The organism is Falsiroseomonas frigidaquae, assembly GCF_012163145.1.
Lineage (GTDB): Bacteria > Pseudomonadota > Alphaproteobacteria > Acetobacterales > Acetobacteraceae > Falsiroseomonas > Falsiroseomonas frigidaquae.
Genome location: NZ_JAAVTX010000006.1, coordinates 286,379 through 303,913, shown reverse-complemented (window position 1 = coordinate 303,913; position 17,535 = coordinate 286,379). Strand labels below are relative to the sequence as shown.

At 69.6% G+C, this 17,535-nt stretch carries 18 protein-coding genes; 14 read left to right on the top strand and 4 right to left on the bottom strand.

All coding sequences use genetic code 11. From position 1 onward, the window contains the following. Positions 1–113 precede the first annotated feature (113 nt). Positions 114–854, top strand: a complete 741-nt coding sequence (aqpZ, locus tag HB662_RS21015; RefSeq protein WP_168052428.1) for an aquaporin Z — start codon at positions 114–116, stop codon at positions 852–854. A 53-nt stretch (positions 855–907) separates the two neighbouring features. On the opposite strand, the gene HB662_RS21010 is transcribed toward aqpZ, so the two are convergent. After that, positions 908–2,419: an aldehyde dehydrogenase family protein gene (locus HB662_RS21010; RefSeq protein ID WP_168052426.1), complete on the bottom strand. Its 1,512-nt coding sequence runs from the start codon at positions 2,417–2,419 to the stop codon at positions 908–910. 163 nt (positions 2,420–2,582) lie between these two features. Here HB662_RS21010 and HB662_RS28840 point away from each other — a divergent pair, with 163 nt between their 5' ends. Together HB662_RS28840 and HB662_RS28835 are read left to right on the top strand one after the other, a co-directional pair. Beyond that, positions 2,583–3,791 (top strand): CaiB/BaiF CoA transferase family protein, encoded by a 1,209-nt coding sequence (locus HB662_RS28840; protein WP_171970277.1) that lies wholly within the window; start codon positions 2,583–2,585, stop codon positions 3,789–3,791. Then, positions 3,792–4,625, top strand: coding sequence for an alpha/beta fold hydrolase (locus HB662_RS28835; RefSeq protein ID WP_171970267.1), 834 nt, complete (start codon positions 3,792–3,794; stop codon positions 4,623–4,625). 3 nt (positions 4,626–4,628) lie between these two features. Here the strand turns inward: HB662_RS28835 and HB662_RS21000 are convergent, their stop codons facing one another. Genes HB662_RS21000 through HB662_RS20990 form a run of 3 tightly spaced genes read right to left on the bottom strand, consistent with a single transcriptional unit; the run spans position 4,629 to position 7,274 of the window. Further along, positions 4,629–4,985, bottom strand: coding sequence for a hypothetical protein (locus HB662_RS21000; protein ID WP_168052424.1), 357 nt, complete (start codon positions 4,983–4,985; stop codon positions 4,629–4,631). Further along, on the bottom strand, positions 4,978–5,982 hold the full coding sequence (gene hemB / locus HB662_RS20995) for a porphobilinogen synthase (RefSeq protein WP_168052422.1): 1,005 nt from the start codon (positions 5,980–5,982) through the stop codon (positions 4,978–4,980). The genes HB662_RS21000 and hemB overlap by 8 nt, the downstream gene beginning before the upstream one ends. Next, complete coding sequence (locus HB662_RS20990; protein WP_168052420.1) at positions 5,979–7,274, bottom strand: O-acetylhomoserine aminocarboxypropyltransferase/cysteine synthase family protein; 1,296 nt, start codon at positions 7,272–7,274, stop codon at positions 5,979–5,981. The genes hemB and HB662_RS20990 overlap by 4 nt, the downstream gene beginning before the upstream one ends. A gap of 280 nt (positions 7,275–7,554) precedes the next feature. Between HB662_RS20990 and HB662_RS20985 the strand changes: the two genes are divergently transcribed. The 11 genes from HB662_RS20985 (at position 7,555) to HB662_RS20935 (ending at position 17,441) form a co-directional block, all read left to right on the top strand. After that, a complete protein-coding gene (locus tag HB662_RS20985; protein ID WP_168052418.1) occupies positions 7,555–8,796 on the top strand; it encodes a class I SAM-dependent methyltransferase in 1,242 nt (413 codons plus the stop codon). A gap of 92 nt (positions 8,797–8,888) precedes the next feature. Further along, the gene (rpiB, locus tag HB662_RS20980; RefSeq protein WP_168052416.1) at positions 8,889–9,350 is read left to right on the top strand and encodes a ribose 5-phosphate isomerase B; all 462 of its coding nucleotides are present in this window, start codon (positions 8,889–8,891) and stop codon (positions 9,348–9,350) included. Beyond that, positions 9,347–10,648: a serine hydroxymethyltransferase gene (gene glyA / locus HB662_RS20975; protein ID WP_168052414.1), complete on the top strand. Its 1,302-nt coding sequence runs from the start codon at positions 9,347–9,349 to the stop codon at positions 10,646–10,648. The genes rpiB and glyA overlap by 4 nt, the downstream gene beginning before the upstream one ends. Positions 10,649–10,849: 201 nt before the next feature. Beyond that, positions 10,850–11,302, top strand: coding sequence for a transcriptional regulator NrdR (gene nrdR, locus HB662_RS20970; protein ID WP_168052412.1), 453 nt, complete (start codon positions 10,850–10,852; stop codon positions 11,300–11,302). Positions 11,303–11,304: 2 nt separating this feature from the next. Beyond that, positions 11,305–12,405, top strand: a complete 1,101-nt coding sequence (gene ribD, locus HB662_RS20965; protein WP_168052410.1) for a bifunctional diaminohydroxyphosphoribosylaminopyrimidine deaminase/5-amino-6-(5-phosphoribosylamino)uracil reductase RibD — start codon at positions 11,305–11,307, stop codon at positions 12,403–12,405. Further along, positions 12,406–13,008, top strand: a complete 603-nt coding sequence (locus HB662_RS20960) for a riboflavin synthase (RefSeq protein WP_168052408.1) — start codon at positions 12,406–12,408, stop codon at positions 13,006–13,008. After that, positions 13,005–14,132 (top strand): 3,4-dihydroxy-2-butanone-4-phosphate synthase, encoded by a 1,128-nt coding sequence (gene ribB, locus HB662_RS20955; protein ID WP_168052406.1) that lies wholly within the window; start codon positions 13,005–13,007, stop codon positions 14,130–14,132. Before HB662_RS20960 ends, ribB begins: the two co-directional genes overlap by 4 nt. Before the next feature lie 130 nt (positions 14,133–14,262). After that, positions 14,263–14,760 carry a 6,7-dimethyl-8-ribityllumazine synthase gene (ribH, locus tag HB662_RS20950; protein ID WP_168052404.1) on the top strand — a complete coding sequence of 166 codons (498 nt, stop codon included), beginning with the start codon at positions 14,263–14,265 and terminating at the stop codon, positions 14,758–14,760. Continuing rightward, on the top strand, positions 14,757–15,299 hold the full coding sequence (gene nusB, locus HB662_RS20945) for a transcription antitermination factor NusB (protein ID WP_168052402.1): 543 nt from the start codon (positions 14,757–14,759) through the stop codon (positions 15,297–15,299). Before ribH ends, nusB begins: the two co-directional genes overlap by 4 nt. Position 15,300: 1 nt before the next feature. Next, positions 15,301–16,260: a thiamine-phosphate kinase gene (gene thiL, locus HB662_RS20940; RefSeq protein WP_168052400.1), complete on the top strand. Its 960-nt coding sequence runs from the start codon at positions 15,301–15,303 to the stop codon at positions 16,258–16,260. Continuing rightward, positions 16,260–17,441, top strand: coding sequence for an MFS transporter (locus tag HB662_RS20935; RefSeq protein ID WP_245185791.1), 1,182 nt, complete (start codon positions 16,260–16,262; stop codon positions 17,439–17,441). Before thiL ends, HB662_RS20935 begins: the two co-directional genes overlap by 1 nt. Positions 17,442–17,535: the final 94 nt, after the last annotated feature.

Genomic DNA, 17,535 nt, shown 5'->3' with positions numbered 1-17,535 from the left:
TGGGCCCCGCTCGACCCCTCCGATGGAGGTGCGGACTAATCCTTTTTTGACTTGGGTCCGGCTTCCGGCGGTGCGGCATGCTCCAGGCTGCGCTGCCCCGGAAGGAGACTCGAATGAAGGGCGACCTCAGTAGACGGTTGACCGCCGAATTCTTCGGCACCTTCTGGCTCACCTTCGGGGGATGTGGCGCGGCCGTACTGGCGGCGGCGTATCCCGGACTTGGCATCGGCTTCCTGGGCGTCGCGCTGGCCTTCGGCCTGACGGTGCTGACCATGGCCTATGCCGTGGGCCACATTTCCGGCGGTCATTTCAACCCCGCCGTCACGCTCGGCCTGTGGTCGGCCGGCCGCTGCGCCAACCACCATGTACTGCCCTACATGACCGCCCAGGTGGCCGGGGCGATCGCGGCGGCCGGCATGCTGTGGATGATCGCCTCCGGGCAGCCGGGCTGGGTGCCGGGCGGCTTCGCGTCGAATGGCTATGGCGAGCTGAGCCCGGGCAAATACAGCATGGAGGCCTGCCTCGCGGCGGAGATCGTGCTGTCCTTCTTCTTCGTCTTCATCATCATCGGCACCACCTCGAAGGGCGCCGCGGTGGGTTTCGCGGGCATCCCGATCGGCCTGGCGCTGACATTGATCCACCTGATCTCCATCCCCGTCACGAACACCTCGGTCAACCCGGCGCGCAGCACCGGGCCGGCGCTGTTCGCCGGGGGCGAGTATGTCGGGCAGCTCTGGTTGTTCTGGGTGGCACCGCTGGCCGGTGCCTTCCTCGGCGGCGCCCTGGCACGCTGGCAGTATGAGCCGGCTTCCGTGGTCGAGGAGCAGGTGATCGGCAAGGTGGAGGCGCGCTGACCGGCGCGCCGGCAGGACCACCGCCGCGCGGCGGTCCTGCCCCGGGGCTGCGATCAGCCCATATTCACCATGATGGTCTTCTTGTGCGTGAAGTGCTCCAGCATCGCCTCCAGCGAGGCTTCCTTGCCGAGGCCGGAGGATTTCACGCCGCCATAGGACAGGTTCGCCTGCACGACGAGGTTCTGGTTGATCTGCACCAGCCCCGCCTCCAGCCGGTGCGCGAGGTCCAGCCCGACCTTCAGATTGTTGGTCCAGAGGCTGGCGGCCAGGCCGTATTCGCTATCGTTCGCCTCGGCCAGCACGGCTTCCGCATCGTCGAAGGGCTGCATGACGGTAACCGGGCCGAAGATCTCCTCCCGCACCAGGCGGGAATTGCCGTCGAGGCCGGTGAAGATCACCGGCTGCACGAACAGCCCCTTCTTCAGCGCCGGGTCGGTCGGCATGGCGGAGCAGACATGGGCGGTGGCACCCGGCGTCGCCGCGCCCTCGGCGATATAGGCCTTCACCTTCTCCAGCTGGCCCTGGCTGACGATGGTGCCGATATCCGTCTTCTCATCCAGCGGGTCGCCCATCACCATCTTGTCGACCGCCTCCTTCATCGCCGCCACGAAGCGGTCGAAGATCGGGCGCTCGACATAGATGCGGCTGGCCGCCGTGCAGGACTGGCCCTGCCGGGTGAAGCGCATGGAGGTCAGCGCGCCGGAGACGGTCTTGTCGAAGTCGCAATCGGCGAAGACGATCATCGGCGACTTGCCGCCGAGCTCCAGCGTGACGGGGATCAGCTTCTCCGCCGCCGCGCGGGCGACGATCTTCCCGGTCTCGACCGATCCGGTGAAGGTCACCTTCCGCACCAGCGGGTGGGCCACCAGCGGCGCGCCGCATTCCGGGCCCTGGCCAGAGACCATGTTGAACACGCCCGGCGGCAGGATGCGGTTCAGGATCTCGCAGATCCGCAGCACCGCCAGCGGCGCTTCCTCGGCGGACTTCACCACCACGGCATTGCCGGCCACCAGCGCCGGCGCAACCTTCAGCGCCATCAGCAGCATCGGCACGTTCCAGGGGATGATGGCGCCGACCACGCCCAGCGGCTCCCGCACCGTCACGGACAGCACATTGGGGGCGAAGGGCACCGATTCGCCCTTCAGCTCGCCGCCCAGGCCGCCGAAGAATTCGAACACATCGGCCACCACATTGGCCTCGACGCGGGATTCGGTGCGCAGCGCCTTGCCGGTTTCCAGCGCGATCAGCAGGCCGAGCTCATCCACATGCGCGCGGATGGCCGCCGCGCAGGCATGCACCAGGGCGCCGCGCTTGCGGGCCGGGACCTTGGCCCATTCCTTCTGGGCCTTCGCGGCGTCCTGCACCGCGGCATCGACATCCGCCGCATCGCCCTCCGCGGCTTCCGCCACCTGTTCGCCGGTGGCCGGGTTCACCACCGGGAAGGTCTTGCCGGAGCGGGCCGGGACGTAGCGCCCGCCGATCAGATGCACGCCGGACAGCGCGCGGGCCAGGGCGAAGGGATCGGTGGTCGGCGCCTCGGGCGTCTTGTGGGGCAGGTCGAGCATGGGTTTCCTCCCGCGGGAACACGGCACTATAAGCGGCGGCCGCCACATTCGTGGCGCCTGTCGGCCGCAAGATGCGGCGATGGGCGTCCGGCGGCAATGCCACGGCGCCGTTTCGGGCCGTCGGTGGAGATGGGCCATAGACAGGGAAGGGGCTTGATTGACCATGGAGAAGGCGCCGAGCGGACCGTTGCGCGGCCTCAGGGTCCTCGACCTGACCCGCGTGCTGGCTGGCCCCACCTGTACGCAGATGCTGGGCGACCTGGGCGCCGAGGTCATCAAGATCGAGAAGCCGGGCTCCGGCGACGACACCCGCGGCTTCGCGCCGCCGGTCTGGCCGGAGACGGAGGAGAGCGCCTATTTCCTGGGCGTCAACCGTAACAAGAAGTCCCTCACGCTGGACATCGCCAAGCCGGAAGGCCAGGCGATCGTGCACCAGCTGCTGGATGGCTGCGACATCCTGGTCGAGAACTTCAAGGTCGGCGCGCTGGCCAAGTACGGCCTGGGCTTCGAGCAGCTGAGCCAGAAATTTCCGGGGCTGATCTACTGCTCGATCACCGGCTTCGGCCAGACCGGCCCCTACGCGCCCCGGCCGGGCTATGATTCGCTGATTCAGGCGATGGGCGGCGTGATGTCCCTGACCGGGGAGCCGGACGGGCTGCCGCAGAAGGTGGGCGTACCGGTCGCCGACCTGTTCGCGGGTCTGTATGGCTGCATCGGCATCCTGGCGGCGCTGCGCCACCGGGAACGCACCGGGCAGGGCCAGCAGGTCGATATCGGCATGCTGGACACCAGCGTGGCCTGGCTGGCGAACCAGGGCATGAACTACCTGGCGACCAAGGAAAATCCGCCGCGCCTGGGCAACCAGCACCCCAATATCGTGCCCTACCAGGTGTTCCCGACTCGGGACGGCCACATCGTGCTGTCTGTCGGCAACGACCCGACCTTCGTCCGCTTCTGCGAGGTCACAGGCCAGCAGGCGCTGCTTTCCGACGAGCGCTTCGCCACCAATGCCGCCCGCGTCGCCAATCGCCAGTTCGTGACGGATACGCTGACGCCGGTGATGCAGCAGCGCAGCACGGATGAATGGGTCGCGGCGCTGGAGACCGCCAAGATCGGCTGCGGTCCCATCAACACCTTGGACAAGGTGTTCGCGGACCCGCATGTGCAGGCCCGGAAGGTGGTCGTGGAAATGCCGCATGCCTCCGGCGCCACGGTGGAGGTCATCGCCAACCCGGTGCGCCTCTCCGCCACCCCCGCCGACTACCGCGTGCCGCCGCCGCAGCTCGGCCAGCATTCGGAGGATGTGCTCTCCGGCCTGCTGGGGCTGAGCGAGGCGGAGATCGCCGCGCTCCGCGAAAAGGGCGTGGTCTGAATGCGGGCGGGAAGGCTGCGCTACCTTCTGGGCGCGGCCTTCCATGGCATGGCCTGGACGGAATGGGGGCCGCCGGATGGCGCCGCCGTGATCTGCGTCCATGGCCTGACCCGCAACGCGCGGGACTTCGATGCGCTGGCGCAGGCCCTGGCGGCACGTGGCCGGCGCGTGCTCTGCCCGGACCTGCCGGGACGTGGCGAATCGGACTGGTTGCCGGACCCGTCGCTCTATGCGCCGCCGGTCTATGTCGCGGCGCTGGCGCATCTGCTGGCGCGGCTGGATGGTCCGGTGGACTGGGTCGGCACCTCGCTGGGTGGCATCTGCGGCATGATGGTGGCCGCCGCCGCGGGCCAGCCGATCCGCCGCCTGGTGCTGAACGACATCGGCCCGCATGTGCCGCAGGCGGCCATGGCACGCATCCATGACTACCTCGCCGACAGCCCGCGCTTTGCCGACCTGGGGGCTGTGGAGGCGCATCTGCGTCGCGTCCATGCCCCCTTCGGCAGGCTGGACGACAGGCAGTGGGCCCACCTGGCGGGGCATTCGGCCCGGCCGGCGCCGGAAGGCGGGCTGATGCTGCATTTCGACCCCGCCATCGCCACCCCGCTTCGCGCCCGGCCGCCGGAGGCGCTGGACCTGTCGGCGCTGTGGGACCGGGTCGCGGTGCCGGTGCTGGCGATCCGCGGCGCCGAAAGCGACCTGCTGCTGCCGGAAAGCCTGGCCGCCATGGCGGCACGCCCCGGCGTGCGGGTGGCGGAGGTCGCGGGGGCCGGGCATGCGCCGGCGCTGATGGACAGGGCGCAGATGGAGCTGGTGGCCGACTTCCTCGGCTGAATTTCAGCGCGGCGCCGCTCCCTGATCCAGCAGCCGCGCGATGCGGCCCGGCGGCCGCGCCGTCTCCAGCTTCAGCAGGCCGAAGCGCAGGCGCAGCTTCTGCAACCGGCTGAGCGCCTCCTCCGGCGCCGGCAGCGGCGGCAGCCGGTGCGCGTCTTCCCCCAGCAGAGCCAGGCGCGCCTGCCGGGCGCGGTGCAGCCGCCACCATGCGATGGTCCGCGGCTCCCCGGCCGGGGCGTGCTGCAGGGCCATCAGCGCATTCACCTCCGCCCGCTGCGCCCGCAATGCAGCCACCGCCGGTTCGCCACCGCGATCCGAGGCGCCGTGCCAGGGGCGAGGGAAGGGGGTCGGTTCAGGCATCGCGCAACTTCCGCGCTGCCTCCACCGCGAAGTAGCTCAGCACGCCATCGGCGCCGGCGCGCTTGAAGCCCAGCAGGCTCTCCATCATCGCCCGGTCATGGTCCAGCCAGCCATTGCGGACGGCGGCCATGATCATCGCGTATTCCCCGCTCACCTGGTAGGCGAAGGTGGGCACGGCGAAGCGGTCCTTCACCCGGCGGACGATGTCGAGATAGGGCATGCCCGGCTTGACCATCACCATGTCCGCGCCCTCCGCCAGGTCCAGCGCCACTTCGCGCAGCGCCTCGTCGGTATTGGCGGGGTCCATCTGGTAGGTCTTCTTGTCGCCGCCCTTCAGCGAGGCGCCGGACCCCACCGCATCCCGGAACGGCCCATAGAAGGCGGAGGCGTACTTGGCGGCGTAGGACATGATCCGGGTGTGGATCAGGCCCTTCGCATCCAGCGCCGAGCGGATGGCGCCGATGCGGCCATCCATCATGTCGGACGGCGCGATGATGTCGATGCCGGCCTCGGCCTGGATCACCGCCTGGATCGCCAGGATTTCCACCGTCTCGTCATTCGCCACGTACATCCCGCCCGGGCCAGCACGGAGAACGCCGTCATGGCCGTGGTCGGTGTAGGGGTCCAGCGCCACGTCGCCGACCAGGCCGATATCCGGAAATTCCCGCTTCAGCAGCCGGGCGGCGCTGCACATCAGGTTGTCCGGGTTCTTGGCTTCCGTCCCCTCGCCATCCTTCTTCGCCGGATCGGTGGCGGGGAACAGGGCCAGCGCCGGGATGCCGAGATCCGCCGCCGGCGCCACATGGGCCGCCAGCCGGTCCAGCGTCACGCGCTTCACCCCGGGCATGGAGGCGACCTCGGTTTCTGTGCCCGTCCCCTCGATGACGAAGATCGGCCAGATCAGGTCATCGACCGAAAGCCGGTTCTCCGCCACCAGGCGCCGGGTGAAGGCATCCACCCGATTGCGGCGCGGCCGCTGGGCCGGATAGCCGCTCATGCCGCCGCGGCCGCCAGCGCCTGGTCGAGATCGGCGATGATGTCGTCGATATGCTCGATGCCGATGGACAGGCGCACATAGCCGGGGCTGACGCCGGAGGCCGCCTGTTCCTCGGCCGAGAGCTGGCTGTGGGTGGTGGTGGCCGGGTGGATCGCCAGGCTGCGGGCGTCACCGATATTCGCGACGTGGTAGAACATTTTCAGGGATTCGATGAACTTCCGGCCGGCCTCGGCGCCCGCCTTCAACTCGAAGCCCATCAGGCTGCCGTAGCCGCCCTTCAGCGCCGCATCGGCGCGGCGCTTGGATTCGCCGGTCATCAGGCTGGGGTGGATTACCTTGGCCACCGCCGGATGGCTGGCCAGGTGGGCGGCGACCTTGATGGCGTTGGCGCAGTGCCGTTCCATCCGCAGCGGCAGCGTCTCCAGCCCCTGCAGGGTCAGGAAGGCGTTCATCGGCGCCATCGGCGCGCCGAGGTCACGCAGCAGGATCACCCGCATGCGGATGATGTAGGCGACCGGGCCCATCGGCTTCACCGCCTGGGTCCAGACCGCGCCGTGATAGCTCGGATCCGGCTTGTTCAGGGTGGGGAAGCGGGCGGCATTGGCCTCCCAGTCGAAGTTGCCGCCATCCACCACCACGCCGCCGATGCTGGTGCCGTGCCCGCCGATCCACTTCGTCGTGGAGTGCATGACGATGGCCGCGCCGAGTGCCAGCGGCTTGCACAGCACCGGGGCCGCCGTGTTGTCCATGATCAGCGGCACGCCGAGCTTGCGGCCCAGCGCCGCGACCTCCGCGATCGGGAAGACCTGCAGCTTCGGGTTGGGCAGGGTTTCCGCATACCAGCAGCGGGTGCGGTCATCGGTCGCGTCGGCGAAGGCCTGCGGGTTCGCCGGGTCCACAAAGCGGACCTCGATGCCGAATGATTTCAGCGTATTGGCGAACAGGTTCCAGGTGCCGCCATACAGATCCGTGGAGGAGACGATGTTGTCCCCGGCCTCGCACAGGTTCAGCACGCAGAAGGTCGTCGCCGCCTGGCCGGAGCCCACCGCCAGCGCCGCCACGCCGCCCTCCAGCGCGGCCACGCGCTTTTCCAGCACGTCCACCGTGGGGTTCATGATGCGGGTGTAGATGTTGCCCATCTCGGCCAGGCCGAACAGGCGCTGGGCGTGGCCCGTGTCCTGGAACTGGAAGCTGGTGGTCTGGTGGATCGGCACGGCGACGGACCCGGTATTCGGGTCGGCGCGCCAGCCGGCATGCAGCGCGATGGTTTCCGGATTGGTGCTGTCGGTCATTGTTGTCCCCATGGGTTGTCCCCTTGGCCATTTCTGGCGCCCTCGGGCGCATTGGTGCCACGGCGCTTGCCGCGACGCCAAGCGGAAGGGCGCGCAGCTTCGGACGACCCACCCAGGCACCGCGCCGACGATTACTGGCGGAGGCGCACTTTATGTAGGGGCGGTAACGAGTCAGTCATAAAACTGTCAGCCTGCTGTTCCCAACGATCCAGCTGCGGTAACCCGGTTCCCGAAGATTGTCTTTCGGAAACATCAGACCGGCCAAGGGAAACCGCCAGGCATGAACGCGATCAATGCGATTGCGACGGATTTCGGCGCCTGTCTTGATTCGGAACGACGGACTGGCAGCAGGACGCAAATTCCTGAACTCTGGGTCAAGGGCGGCCGGGTCACGGTCAGTGGCTACCAGGATTTCACTATCCAGGGCGGCCTGGTGGAGAAACTCCCGCTACCGGACAAGTATCGAAAGCTCGACTGCTATCTCCGTGACTGCGCCGCACTCCTCGGCGGCCAGGGCAGCTTCCTCGACATCGGCTGCTCCGCCGGGCTGCTGTGTTTCCTGGCGCGGGAGGCCGGCTTCCGCTCCGTCACCGGGCTGGATCATGACCGGGAGTATGTCGGCATCCTCGCCGCCGCCTCGCTGGTCGGCGGCCTGCCGGTGGAGCCGGTGGTCGGAGGCTGGCGCGACGCGCCCGGCGAATATGACATCGTGGCCGGCATGGCCGTAATCCACTGGATGTTCGCGGCCCCCGGCTCGGAAGGGTCTTTCGACAGCATCTTCCGCAACCTGGCGAGCCGCACCCGGCGCTACCTGCTGCTGGAGTGGGTGGCGCCGGAGGATGCCACCATCGCGCAGTTCGGCCTCGACCTGCGCGATGGCGGGGCGCAGCGCGAGCCCTATACGCTGGAGAACTTCCTGGCCGCGGCGCAGCGCCAGTTCGGTGCGGTGGACGCCGTGATCGAAACCTCCCGTACCCGGCGGGTCTATGTCTTCCGCAAGCAGCCGCCGCTGCGTGTGGCGCAGCCGAAGACCAGCTTTTCCAGTGTCGTGCGGTTCGCCGATACCTGCGTCAGCAAGACCTTCCAGCCGCGCGCGCTGGTGCTGCACCCGGAGATCCTGGTGCGGGAGAGGCGGGCGCTGGAGCTGCTGTTCGGCCTGCCGGGCTTCCCGATGCTGCTCGCGGCGGATGACCGGTGCCTGCATCTGAGCCTGGCCGGCGACCCGGCCTCGCCTGCCAATCTACCGGCGGATGCCGAGGAACAGGGCCGCGCCCTGGTGGCGGCGCTGCGGCGGAAGGGCATCCGCCACAACGACATCCACCCCGGCAACCTGCAGGTCAAGGACGGCGCGCTGTACCTGATCGACTTTGCCTGGGCGTCCTTCGATGACGAAGCGCGCGACTTCCTGCCGGACCGCATCGGAGTCGGCCGCGGCGTGCGCGTACCGGGCGACCCCTTCGAGGACCAGATGATGATGGACCGCTCCATCGCGATCCTGCGCGGCAGGTATCGCCAGGGCTGACTGTCAACCCGTAGCCGGAACAGGTCTCCGGCGACACGCAAGAGGTGGTGGTCGGCGTTCCACCACGCCCCCGGCCATGGTATCGCTGCGCCATGACCCCCGCCAGCACCCCCATCGCCCTCGGCTCCGACCATGCCGGCATCGGCCTGAAGGCCACCCTGCGCAGCGCGCTGGAAGCCGCCGGCCATCCGGTACTCGACCTTGGCACGCATGGTCCCGAAAGCGTGGACTACCCCGATTTCGCCCTGGCCGTCTGCGGCGCGGTGCTGGAAGGCACGGCGCGCTTCGGCGTGCTGGTCTGCGGCACCGGCATCGGCATCTCCATGGCCGCCAACCGGAATGAGGGCATCCGCTGCGCCCTGGTGCATGACGCGACCGGCGCACGGCTGACCCGGCAGCATAATGATGCGAATGTCCTGGCCCTCGGCGCCCGCATGATCGGCGCCGAAGTGGCGCTGGATGCGCTGAACGTCTTCCTGACCACCCCCTATGAGGGCGGCCGGCACGACCGCCGCGTCCTCAAGCTCAGCCCCGGTTGGAGCCCGTCCCCATGAACGAGACCACCCCGGCGGTGACCCCCGCCCGCTTCTTCCAGGCTTCGGTGGCCGAGACCGATCCCGAGATCGCCGCCACGCTGCACGATGAGCTGATCCGCCAGCAGGACGGCATCGAGCTGATCGCCTCCGAGAACATCGTCTCCAAGGCAGTGCTGGAGGCGCAGGGCAGCGTTCTCACCAACAAATACGCCGAGGGCTATCCCGGCCGCCGCTACTATGGCGGCTGCGAGGTGGTGGACATCGCCGAGAGCCTGGCGATCGAGCGTGCCAAGAAGCTGTTCGGCTGCGGTTTTGCGAATGTCCAGCCGCATAGCGGGGCGCAGGCCAACCAGGCGGTGTTCTTCGCCCTGATGCAGCCCGGCGACACCTTCATGGGGCTGGACCTCGCCGCCGGCGGGCACCTCACCCATGGTGCTCCCGCCAATCAATCGGGAAAATGGTTCAAGGTCGCGCCCTATACGGTGCGGCGCGAGGACCAGATGATCGACATGGAGGAGGTCGCCCGCATTGCGCGGGAGACGAAGCCCAAGATCATCATCGGCGGCGGCTCGGCCTATGCCCGCACCTGGGATTTCGCCAGGTTCCGGGAGATTGCGGATGAGGTGGGCGCCATCTTCATGGTGGACATGGCGCATTTCGCCGGGCTGGTGGCGGGTGGCGCGCATCCCTCGCCCTTCCCGCATGCCCATGTGGTGACCACCACCACCCACAAGACGCTGCGCGGCCCGCGCGGCGGCATGATCCTGACAAACGACGAGGCGCTGGCCAAGAAGTTCAACAGCGCCGTCTTCCCGGGCCTGCAGGGCGGCCCGCTGATGCATGTCATCGCCGCCAAGGCGGTGGCCTTCGGCGAGGCGCTGCGCCCGGAATTCCGCGCCTATGCGAAGCAGGTTGTGCTGAACGCCAAGGCGCTGGCGGCGGAGCTGAAGGGGCAGGGGCTCGACCTCGTCACCGACGGCACCGACAACCACCTGGTGCTGGTGGACCTTCGCCCGAAGAAGCTGACCGGCAAGGCGGCGGAGGGTGCGCTGAACCGCGCCCACCTGACCTGCAACAAGAACGGCATCCCCTTCGACCCGGAGAAGCCGATGGTAACCTCCGGCGTCCGCCTCGGCAGCCCGGCGGCCACCAGCCGCGGCTTTGGCGAGGCCGAGTTCAAGCTGGTCGGCCAGATGATCGGCGAAGTGCTGGACGGCCTGGCCCAGGCCAACAGCCCGGAAGCCAATGAGGCGGTCGAGACCGCCGTGAAGGCCCGCGTCCTGGAGCTCTGCCGCCGCTTCCCGATCTACGGCTGAGCCACCCAATGGCGCACCTCCTTGACGGCGGCCTTCACTCGCCTGCCGAAAGCGCCACCCAAAAAGGCGGCCTGCACACTTCTGCGGGCCGAGCGGCCAAACGGCCGCCGCGCCCAGACCAAGCGTCGGGCCCGGTACGCCAGTGCACGGCGCGTAGCCAAGCCGGCGGAGCCGGCGCCCGGCGCCTGAGGGCATAGGCATATGCGCTGTCCCTTCTGCGGGCATGAAGACACCCAGGTGAAGGACAGCCGTCCGGCGGAGGATGGCGCCTCGATCCGGCGCCGCCGGTCCTGCCCCGCCTGCGGCAACCGCTTCACCACCTTCGAACGGGTGCAGCTGCGCGAATTGGTGGTGATCAAGACCGATGGCCGCAGGGTGCCCTTCGACCGGGACAAGCTGGCGCGCTCCGTCCGCGTCGCGCTCCGCAAGCGGCCCTTCGACGAGGAGCGGATCGAGCGCATCGTCAACGGCATCCAGCGACGGCTAGAGGTGGAGGCGGATAGCGAAGTGCCGTCGCACCGGATCGGCGAGGTGGTGATGGAAACGCTGCGGGATGTGGACGAGGTGGCCTATGTCCGCTTCGCCAGCGTCTATCGCAATTTCAGGGAAGCCAAGGATTTCCGCGCCTTCCTGGGGAAGATCGAAGGCTCCTGATCGTGTCGGACGAAGAGCATATGCGGGCCGCGCTGGCCTTGGCCGCGCGTGGCCTTGGCAATACCTGGCCCAACCCGGCAGTCGGCTGCGTCATCGTCGCGGCGGATGGGCAGGTGGTCGGCCGCGGCTGGACCCAGCCCGGCGGCCGCCCGCATGCCGAGACGGAGGCGCTGAAGCGCGCCGGCGCCGCGGCGCGGGGGGCCACCGCCTATGTCACGCTGGAGCCCTGCTGCCATTGGGGCCGCACGCCGCCCTGCACGGATGCGATGATCGCAGCCGGCGTCGCCCGCGTGGTGGTGGCGCTGCGCGACCCCGATCCCCGCGTCGATGGCGAGGGTTTTTCCCGGCTTCGCGCCGCCGGCATCGTGGTGGAGGAGGGGCTGCTGGCGGAGGAGGCGGCGGCGCTGAATGCCGGCTTCATCAAGCGCCTGCGCCTCGGCCTGCCGCTGGTCACCCTGAAGCTGGCCACCACGCTGGATGGCCGCATCGCGACGGCCACCAAGGAAAGCCGCTGGATCACGGGGCCCGAATCCCGCCGTGCCGCCCATGCCCTGCGCGCGCGGCATGATGCGATCCTGGTGGGGTCCGGCACCGTGCTGGATGACGACCCGGACCTGACCTGCCGCCTGCCCGGCGGCGTGCCCATCCCGGCGCCGCGCGTCGTGGCCGATGCCAGGCTGCGAATTCCGCCCGGCGCCCGGCTGGTCCGCACGGCGCGGGAGATCCCGACCCTGGTGGCGACCACCCCCGGCCATCCCGACTCCGCCCTGGCGCCGCTGCGCGAGGCCGGCGTGGAGATCCTGGAGCTGCCGCCGGGGCCGGGTGGGCTGTCGATGCATGGCATCCTGACCGCGCTCGCCGCCCGCGGCATCACCCGGGTGCTGGCGGAGGGCGGGTCCGGCATCGCGGCCTCCCTGTTGCGGGAGGAGCTGGCCGACCGGCTCGCCTGGTTCCACGCGCCGATGGTGATCGGCGGCGACGGCATACCCGCATCCTACGCGCTACCATTGCCGGAACTGGCCAAGGCGCCCAAGTTCCGCCGCGTGGCGCACCGCACCATCGGCGCGGATGTCCTGACCGAATTCGAGCGCGAGGCTGGCTGAATGTTCACCGGGATCATCACCGCCCAGGGGGAGGTGACCGCGATCACGCCGATCGGGCAGGGGCAGGACATGCGCCTGACCATCGGCGTGCCGGCGGGTTGGCTGGATGGCGCGGCGCTCGGCGCCTCCATCGCCTGTTCCGGCTGCTGCCTGACGGCGATCGAGCTGGCGCCGACATCCTTCACGGTCGAAGCCTCGGCCGAGACACTTGCCAAGACCACGCTCGGCGGCTGGCAGCCCGGCCACCGGATCAACCTGGAACGTCCGCTGAAGATGGGCGACGAGCTGGGCGGGCATGTGGTCTCCGGCCATGTGGACGGGCTGGGGGAGGTTTTGTCGGCGACGCCGGAAAACGGCTCCACCCGCTGGCGCTTCCGGGTTCCGGCGCCGCTCGCGCCCTACATCGCGCCCAAGGGAAGCATTGCCATCGATGGCGTCTCCCTGACGGTGAACGAGGTCGAGGGTCTGGAATTCGGCGTGAACATCATCCCGCACACGTCGGAAGTTACAGGATTTTCTGCCTTGCGCCCCGGCCATTCCGTGAACATCGAGATCGATATGCTGGCCCGCTACGTCGCCCGCCTGCGGGAGTTCAACGCATGAGCACCGTCACCGCCCGCACCACCAACTTCCACGACTTCCTCAGCCCCACCGAGGAGCTGCTGGAGGAAGCCCGTCGCGGCCGCATGTTCATCCTGGTGGATGACGAGGACCGGGAGAATGAGGGCGACCTGGTCATCCCGGCGCAATTCGCCACGCCGGACGCCATCAACTTCATGGCCAAGCACGCCCGCGGGCTGATCTGCCTGGCGATGGCGCGGCACCGGGTGGAACAGCTCGGCCTGCCGCTGATGGCGCAGTCCAACGGCACCCGCCACGCCACCGCCTTCACCGTGAGCATCGAGGCGCGGGACGGCGTGACCACCGGCATCTCCGCCGCCGACCGGGCACGGACCGTGGCCGTGGCGATCAACCCGGAACTCGGCCGCGAACACATCGTCACCCCCGGCCATGTCTTCCCGCTGGTGGCGCGGGATGGCGGCACGCTGGTGCGCGCCGGGCATACCGAGGCGGCGGTGGATTTTGCGCGGCTCGCCGGGCTCAACCCCTCCGGCGTGATCTGTGAGATCATGAATGATGACGGCTCCATGGCCCGGATGCCGGACCTGGTGGCCTTCGCGCAGCATCACGGCCTGAAGCTCGGCACCATCGCGGACCTGATCGCGCATCGCCGGGGCACGGAACGCCTGGTGCGGCGGGTGGAGGAAGGCAGTGTCGAGGGTGTCGGCGGCACCTGGCGGGTGGTGGTCTATGCCTCGACCTTGGACCATGGCGAGCACCTGGCGCTGGTGAAGGGCGACCTTTCCGGCCCCAGCCCCGTGCTGGTGCGGATGCATGCCACGTCACTGCTGCGGGACATGGTGGGCGGCAAGGTGGAGGATGACCTGCACGCCGCCATGCGCTGCATCTCCGAAGCCGGGCGCGGCGCGGTGGTGATGCTGCGCGACTGGCGGCCGGATGGCCTGTCCCAGCAGATCCGCGCGGCGCGCGAACGGCGGCTGACCTCGCCGGAAATCCGCGACTATGGCATCGGCGCGCAGATCCTGGCCGATCTGGGCTTGCGCGACATCATCCGCCTGTCCGACAACCCCCGCCCGCTGGTCGGCCTGGAAGGCTATGGCCTGACCGTGGTCGAGACACGACCGATACCGAAGGACAGCAAGTGAGTACCAAGGACGCCATTCACGACCTGCGGCCGGGGCCTTCCGCCGGCCGAGCGGCCGAGCGGCCGCCGCGGCTTATGCCGCGAAGCCAAGGGCCGCGGATGCGGCCCGCCCGGCGTTTGAGGGCGTGCACATGAGTACCAAGGACGCCCCCACCCGCGCGGCGAAGTCGCTGGCCGGAGACCCGCCGCGCATCCTGGTGATCCAGGCCCCCTACTATGCGGATGTGGTCGGCGGCATGCTGGCCGGCGCCCGTGGTGTGCTGGAAGGCGTCGGCGCCAGCCTCGAAGTGGTTGATGTCGCCGGGGCCTTCGAGATGCCGGCGGCACTCCGCATGGCGCTCGGCGCACCGGATCGCTGGGACGGCTTCCTGCTGCTCGGCTGCGTGGTGAAGGGCGAGACCGACCATTACGACTTCATCTGCGCCTCGGTCTGCCAGGGCGCCATGACGGTCGCCGCGGAATATGGCGCGCCGCTCGGCTTCGGCCTGCTGACGGTGGCAAGCCTGGACCAGGCCATCGCCCGGTCGCGCGCCGACCAGCACAACAAGGGCGCGGAGGCGGCGCATGCCGTGCTCGGCCAGGTCACGCTGGCGCGTCGCTGGCATTTCTCGCATTGGGCACGGCGATGAGCAGCGGCAAGTCGAAATCCCCCGCAACCGGCGGGCGGCCGCGTACCGGCGCACGCGTCGCCGCGGTGCAGGCGCTGTTCCAGAGCGAACAGGCCGGCGAGAATCCGGAATCGGTGATCGCCGAATTCGTCCGCCACCGCCTCGGCCCCAACGCCGCCGAGGACAGCTATGGCGAGGGCCGCATCCCGGACGCCGACGCCAAGCTGTTCGCCCGCATCGTCCGCACCGCCGCGGCGCAGATCGAGAGCCTGGACGTGTCCATCGGCAAGGCGCTGGCCAAGGACTGGCCGCTGGAGAAGCTGGACCCCGTCCTGCGCGCCCTGCTGCGCGCCGCGGCGGCGGAATTCGCCACGCCGAAGGAGCCGCCGGCGCGCGTCGTGATCAACGAATACCTCGACATCGCCAACGGCTTCTTCGTGGGTGACGAGCCGCGCTTCGCCAATGGCGTGCTGGACGCGCTGGCCCGTGCCTACCGCACGGACGAGTTCACGCCGGTTACGCCCGCATCGGTCCCGTCCGCCCCGACCCCGCGCGGCTGACATGGCGCTGCCCGCCGAGTTCGGGCTGATCGCGCGGCATTTCGCGCCCCTGGCGGGAAGGGGCGCGCTCGGCCTCGGTGATGACGCGGCACTGCTGGACCCGCCACCGGGCCGTACCCTGGTGCTGGCGGCGGATGCCATGGTTGCGGGGGTGCACTTCCTGCCCGATGACCCGCCGGAGACGCTGGGCCGCAAGCTGCTGCGGGTGAACCTGTCCGATCTCGCCGCGATGGGCGCGGTGCCGCTGGCCTATCTGATGACCACCGCCTTTCCGCGCGGCGTGACGCAGGACTGGATCGCCGCCTTCGCCGCCGGGCTGGCGGCGGACCAGGCGGAATTCGGCATCGAGCTGCTGGGCGGCGATACGGTCGTGACGGATGGGCCGGCCACCTTCTCGCTGACCATCCTCGGCCATGTCGCGCCGGGGGCGGCGCTGCGGCGGGTGGGGGCGCGGCCGGGGGATGAGGTGTGGGTCTCGGGCTCCATCGGCGACGGCGCGCTGGGGCTGCTGGCCTTGACGGGGCGGCTGCCGGCGGATGTGCATCTGGCGTCGCGCTACCGGCTGCCGCGGCCGCGCGTCGCGCTCGGCCTGCGCCTGGCGGGGCTGGCGCGGGCGGCGATGGATGTCTCGGATGGGCTGGTGCAGGATCTCGGCCACCTGGCGCGCGCCGCCGGCTGCGGCGCCGTGATCGAGGCAGCCGCCGTGCCGCTCTCCGCCCCTGCGCGGGCCGCGCTGGCCGCAGACCCGGCCCTGCTGCCGCGCATCCTGGCGGGCGGCGATGACTACGAGCTGGTTTTCGCCGCGGACCCCGCCGATTCGGCGCGGGTGCGTGCTGCTGGCGCCGAGGCTGGCGTACCGGTGACGCGGATTGGCGTGTTCGAGGCCGGGGAGGGGGTGCGCGTCCAAAATCCCGCCGGCGATGATGTACCGCTGGATGTCAGCGGATGGAGCCATTTCTGATGCAAGCCGAAGAAGCCCGCATGAAGCGGGACGTGCGGATCCTGTTCTTCTGCCAGGCGCTGATGAACGCCTCGGTGGTGGGGCAGGTCGCGATGGGCGGGCTGGTCGGCTACAGCCTGGCGACCGACAAATCGCTGGCGACGCTGCCGCTGGCGCTGCAGATGGTGGCCACCATGGCGGCCTCCATCCCGGCCGGCATCATCTTCGCCCGCCTCGGCCGCCGTGCCGGCTTCCTGATGGGGGCGGCGGGGTCCTTCTGCGGCGCGCTGACCTTCGCGCTGGGCATCTGGCTCGGTGATTTCTGGGTCTATGCGCTGGGCGCGCTGCCCGCCGGCATCGGCTTCGGCATTGCCCAGCATTACCGGTTCGCCGCCGCCGAGGTGGCTTCCCCGGCCTACCGCCCGAAGGCGATCTCCCTGGTGATGGCCGGCGGCGTGCTGGCGGCGATCTTCGGGCCGGAGCTGGTGAAGCACAGCCGCGACCTGTTCGAGCCCTTCCTGTTCCTCGGCACCTACCTGATCCTGTCGCTGCTGCCGATCGGCTGCGCCGTGCTGCTGACCATGGTGCGCCTGCCCCCGGCGCCGCCGCGGCCGAAGGTGACGACGCCCGTGATCGACATCCTGCGCCGCCCGGCCTTCCTGGCGGCTGCCGGCACCGGCGCCATGGCCTATGGCACGATGAACCTGCTGATGACCTCGACTCCGCTGGAGATGATGGCCTGCGGCTTCGGGGTCGGCGCCAGCGCCACGGTGATCCAGGCGCATGCGGTGGCGATGTTCGCGCCGGGCTTCTTCACCGGGCGGCTGATCGCCCGCTTCGGCGCGCGCACCATCATCGGCGCAGGCGTGGCGCTGAACGCGCTGTGCGTGGCCGTCGCGGTGCAGGACGAGACCTTCTGGCACTTCACCGTGGCGCTGGTGCTGCTGGGACTCGGCTGGAACTTCATGTTCACCGGCGCCACCACCCTGCTGGGGGAGGCGCATTCGCCGGATGAACGGGTGCGGGCGCAGACCGCGAACGACTTCATCGTCTTCGGCACCGTCGCCTGCACCGCGCTGGGTTCCGGTGTCATCCACGCCACGGCGGGGTGGGAGGTGCTGAACCTGATGCTGCTGCCGGCGCTGCTGTTCGCCCTGGGGCTGACGCTGTTCCTGCGGCCGGCCCGTATCCGCGCAACCTGATATTCCAGGGGCTTGCCACCGCATCCTGTGATGCGGTGGCAGCTGGTTCTTGAGCAGAAACGCCGTTCTGGCTGATCCAGCCAGAACGGATCCG

Coding starts and splice junctions, on each gene's coding strand:
- aqpZ (WP_168052428.1), top strand. CDS start 114: ATGAAGGGCGACCTCAGTAGACGGTTGACCGCCGAATTCTTCGGCACC.
- HB662_RS21010 (WP_168052426.1), bottom strand. CDS start 2,419: ATGCTCGACCTGCCCCACAAGACGCCCGAGGCGCCGACCACCGATCCC.
- HB662_RS28840 (WP_171970277.1), top strand. CDS start 2,583: ATGGAGAAGGCGCCGAGCGGACCGTTGCGCGGCCTCAGGGTCCTCGAC.
- HB662_RS28835 (WP_171970267.1), top strand. CDS start 3,792: ATGCGGGCGGGAAGGCTGCGCTACCTTCTGGGCGCGGCCTTCCATGGC.
- HB662_RS21000 (WP_168052424.1), bottom strand. CDS start 4,985: ATGCCTGAACCGACCCCCTTCCCTCGCCCCTGGCACGGCGCCTCGGAT.
- hemB (WP_168052422.1), bottom strand. CDS start 5,982: ATGAGCGGCTATCCGGCCCAGCGGCCGCGCCGCAATCGGGTGGATGCC.
- HB662_RS20990 (WP_168052420.1), bottom strand. CDS start 7,274: ATGACCGACAGCACCAATCCGGAAACCATCGCGCTGCATGCCGGCTGG.
- HB662_RS20985 (WP_168052418.1), top strand. CDS start 7,555: ATGAACGCGATCAATGCGATTGCGACGGATTTCGGCGCCTGTCTTGAT.
- rpiB (WP_168052416.1), top strand. CDS start 8,889: ATGACCCCCGCCAGCACCCCCATCGCCCTCGGCTCCGACCATGCCGGC.
- glyA (WP_168052414.1), top strand. CDS start 9,347: ATGAACGAGACCACCCCGGCGGTGACCCCCGCCCGCTTCTTCCAGGCT.
- nrdR (WP_168052412.1), top strand. CDS start 10,850: ATGCGCTGTCCCTTCTGCGGGCATGAAGACACCCAGGTGAAGGACAGC.
- HB662_RS20960 (WP_168052408.1), top strand. CDS start 12,406: ATGTTCACCGGGATCATCACCGCCCAGGGGGAGGTGACCGCGATCACG.
- ribB (WP_168052406.1), top strand. CDS start 13,005: ATGAGCACCGTCACCGCCCGCACCACCAACTTCCACGACTTCCTCAGC.
- ribH (WP_168052404.1), top strand. CDS start 14,263: ATGAGTACCAAGGACGCCCCCACCCGCGCGGCGAAGTCGCTGGCCGGA.
- nusB (WP_168052402.1), top strand. CDS start 14,757: ATGAGCAGCGGCAAGTCGAAATCCCCCGCAACCGGCGGGCGGCCGCGT.
- thiL (WP_168052400.1), top strand. CDS start 15,301: ATGGCGCTGCCCGCCGAGTTCGGGCTGATCGCGCGGCATTTCGCGCCC.
- HB662_RS20935 (WP_245185791.1), top strand. CDS start 16,260: ATGCAAGCCGAAGAAGCCCGCATGAAGCGGGACGTGCGGATCCTGTTC.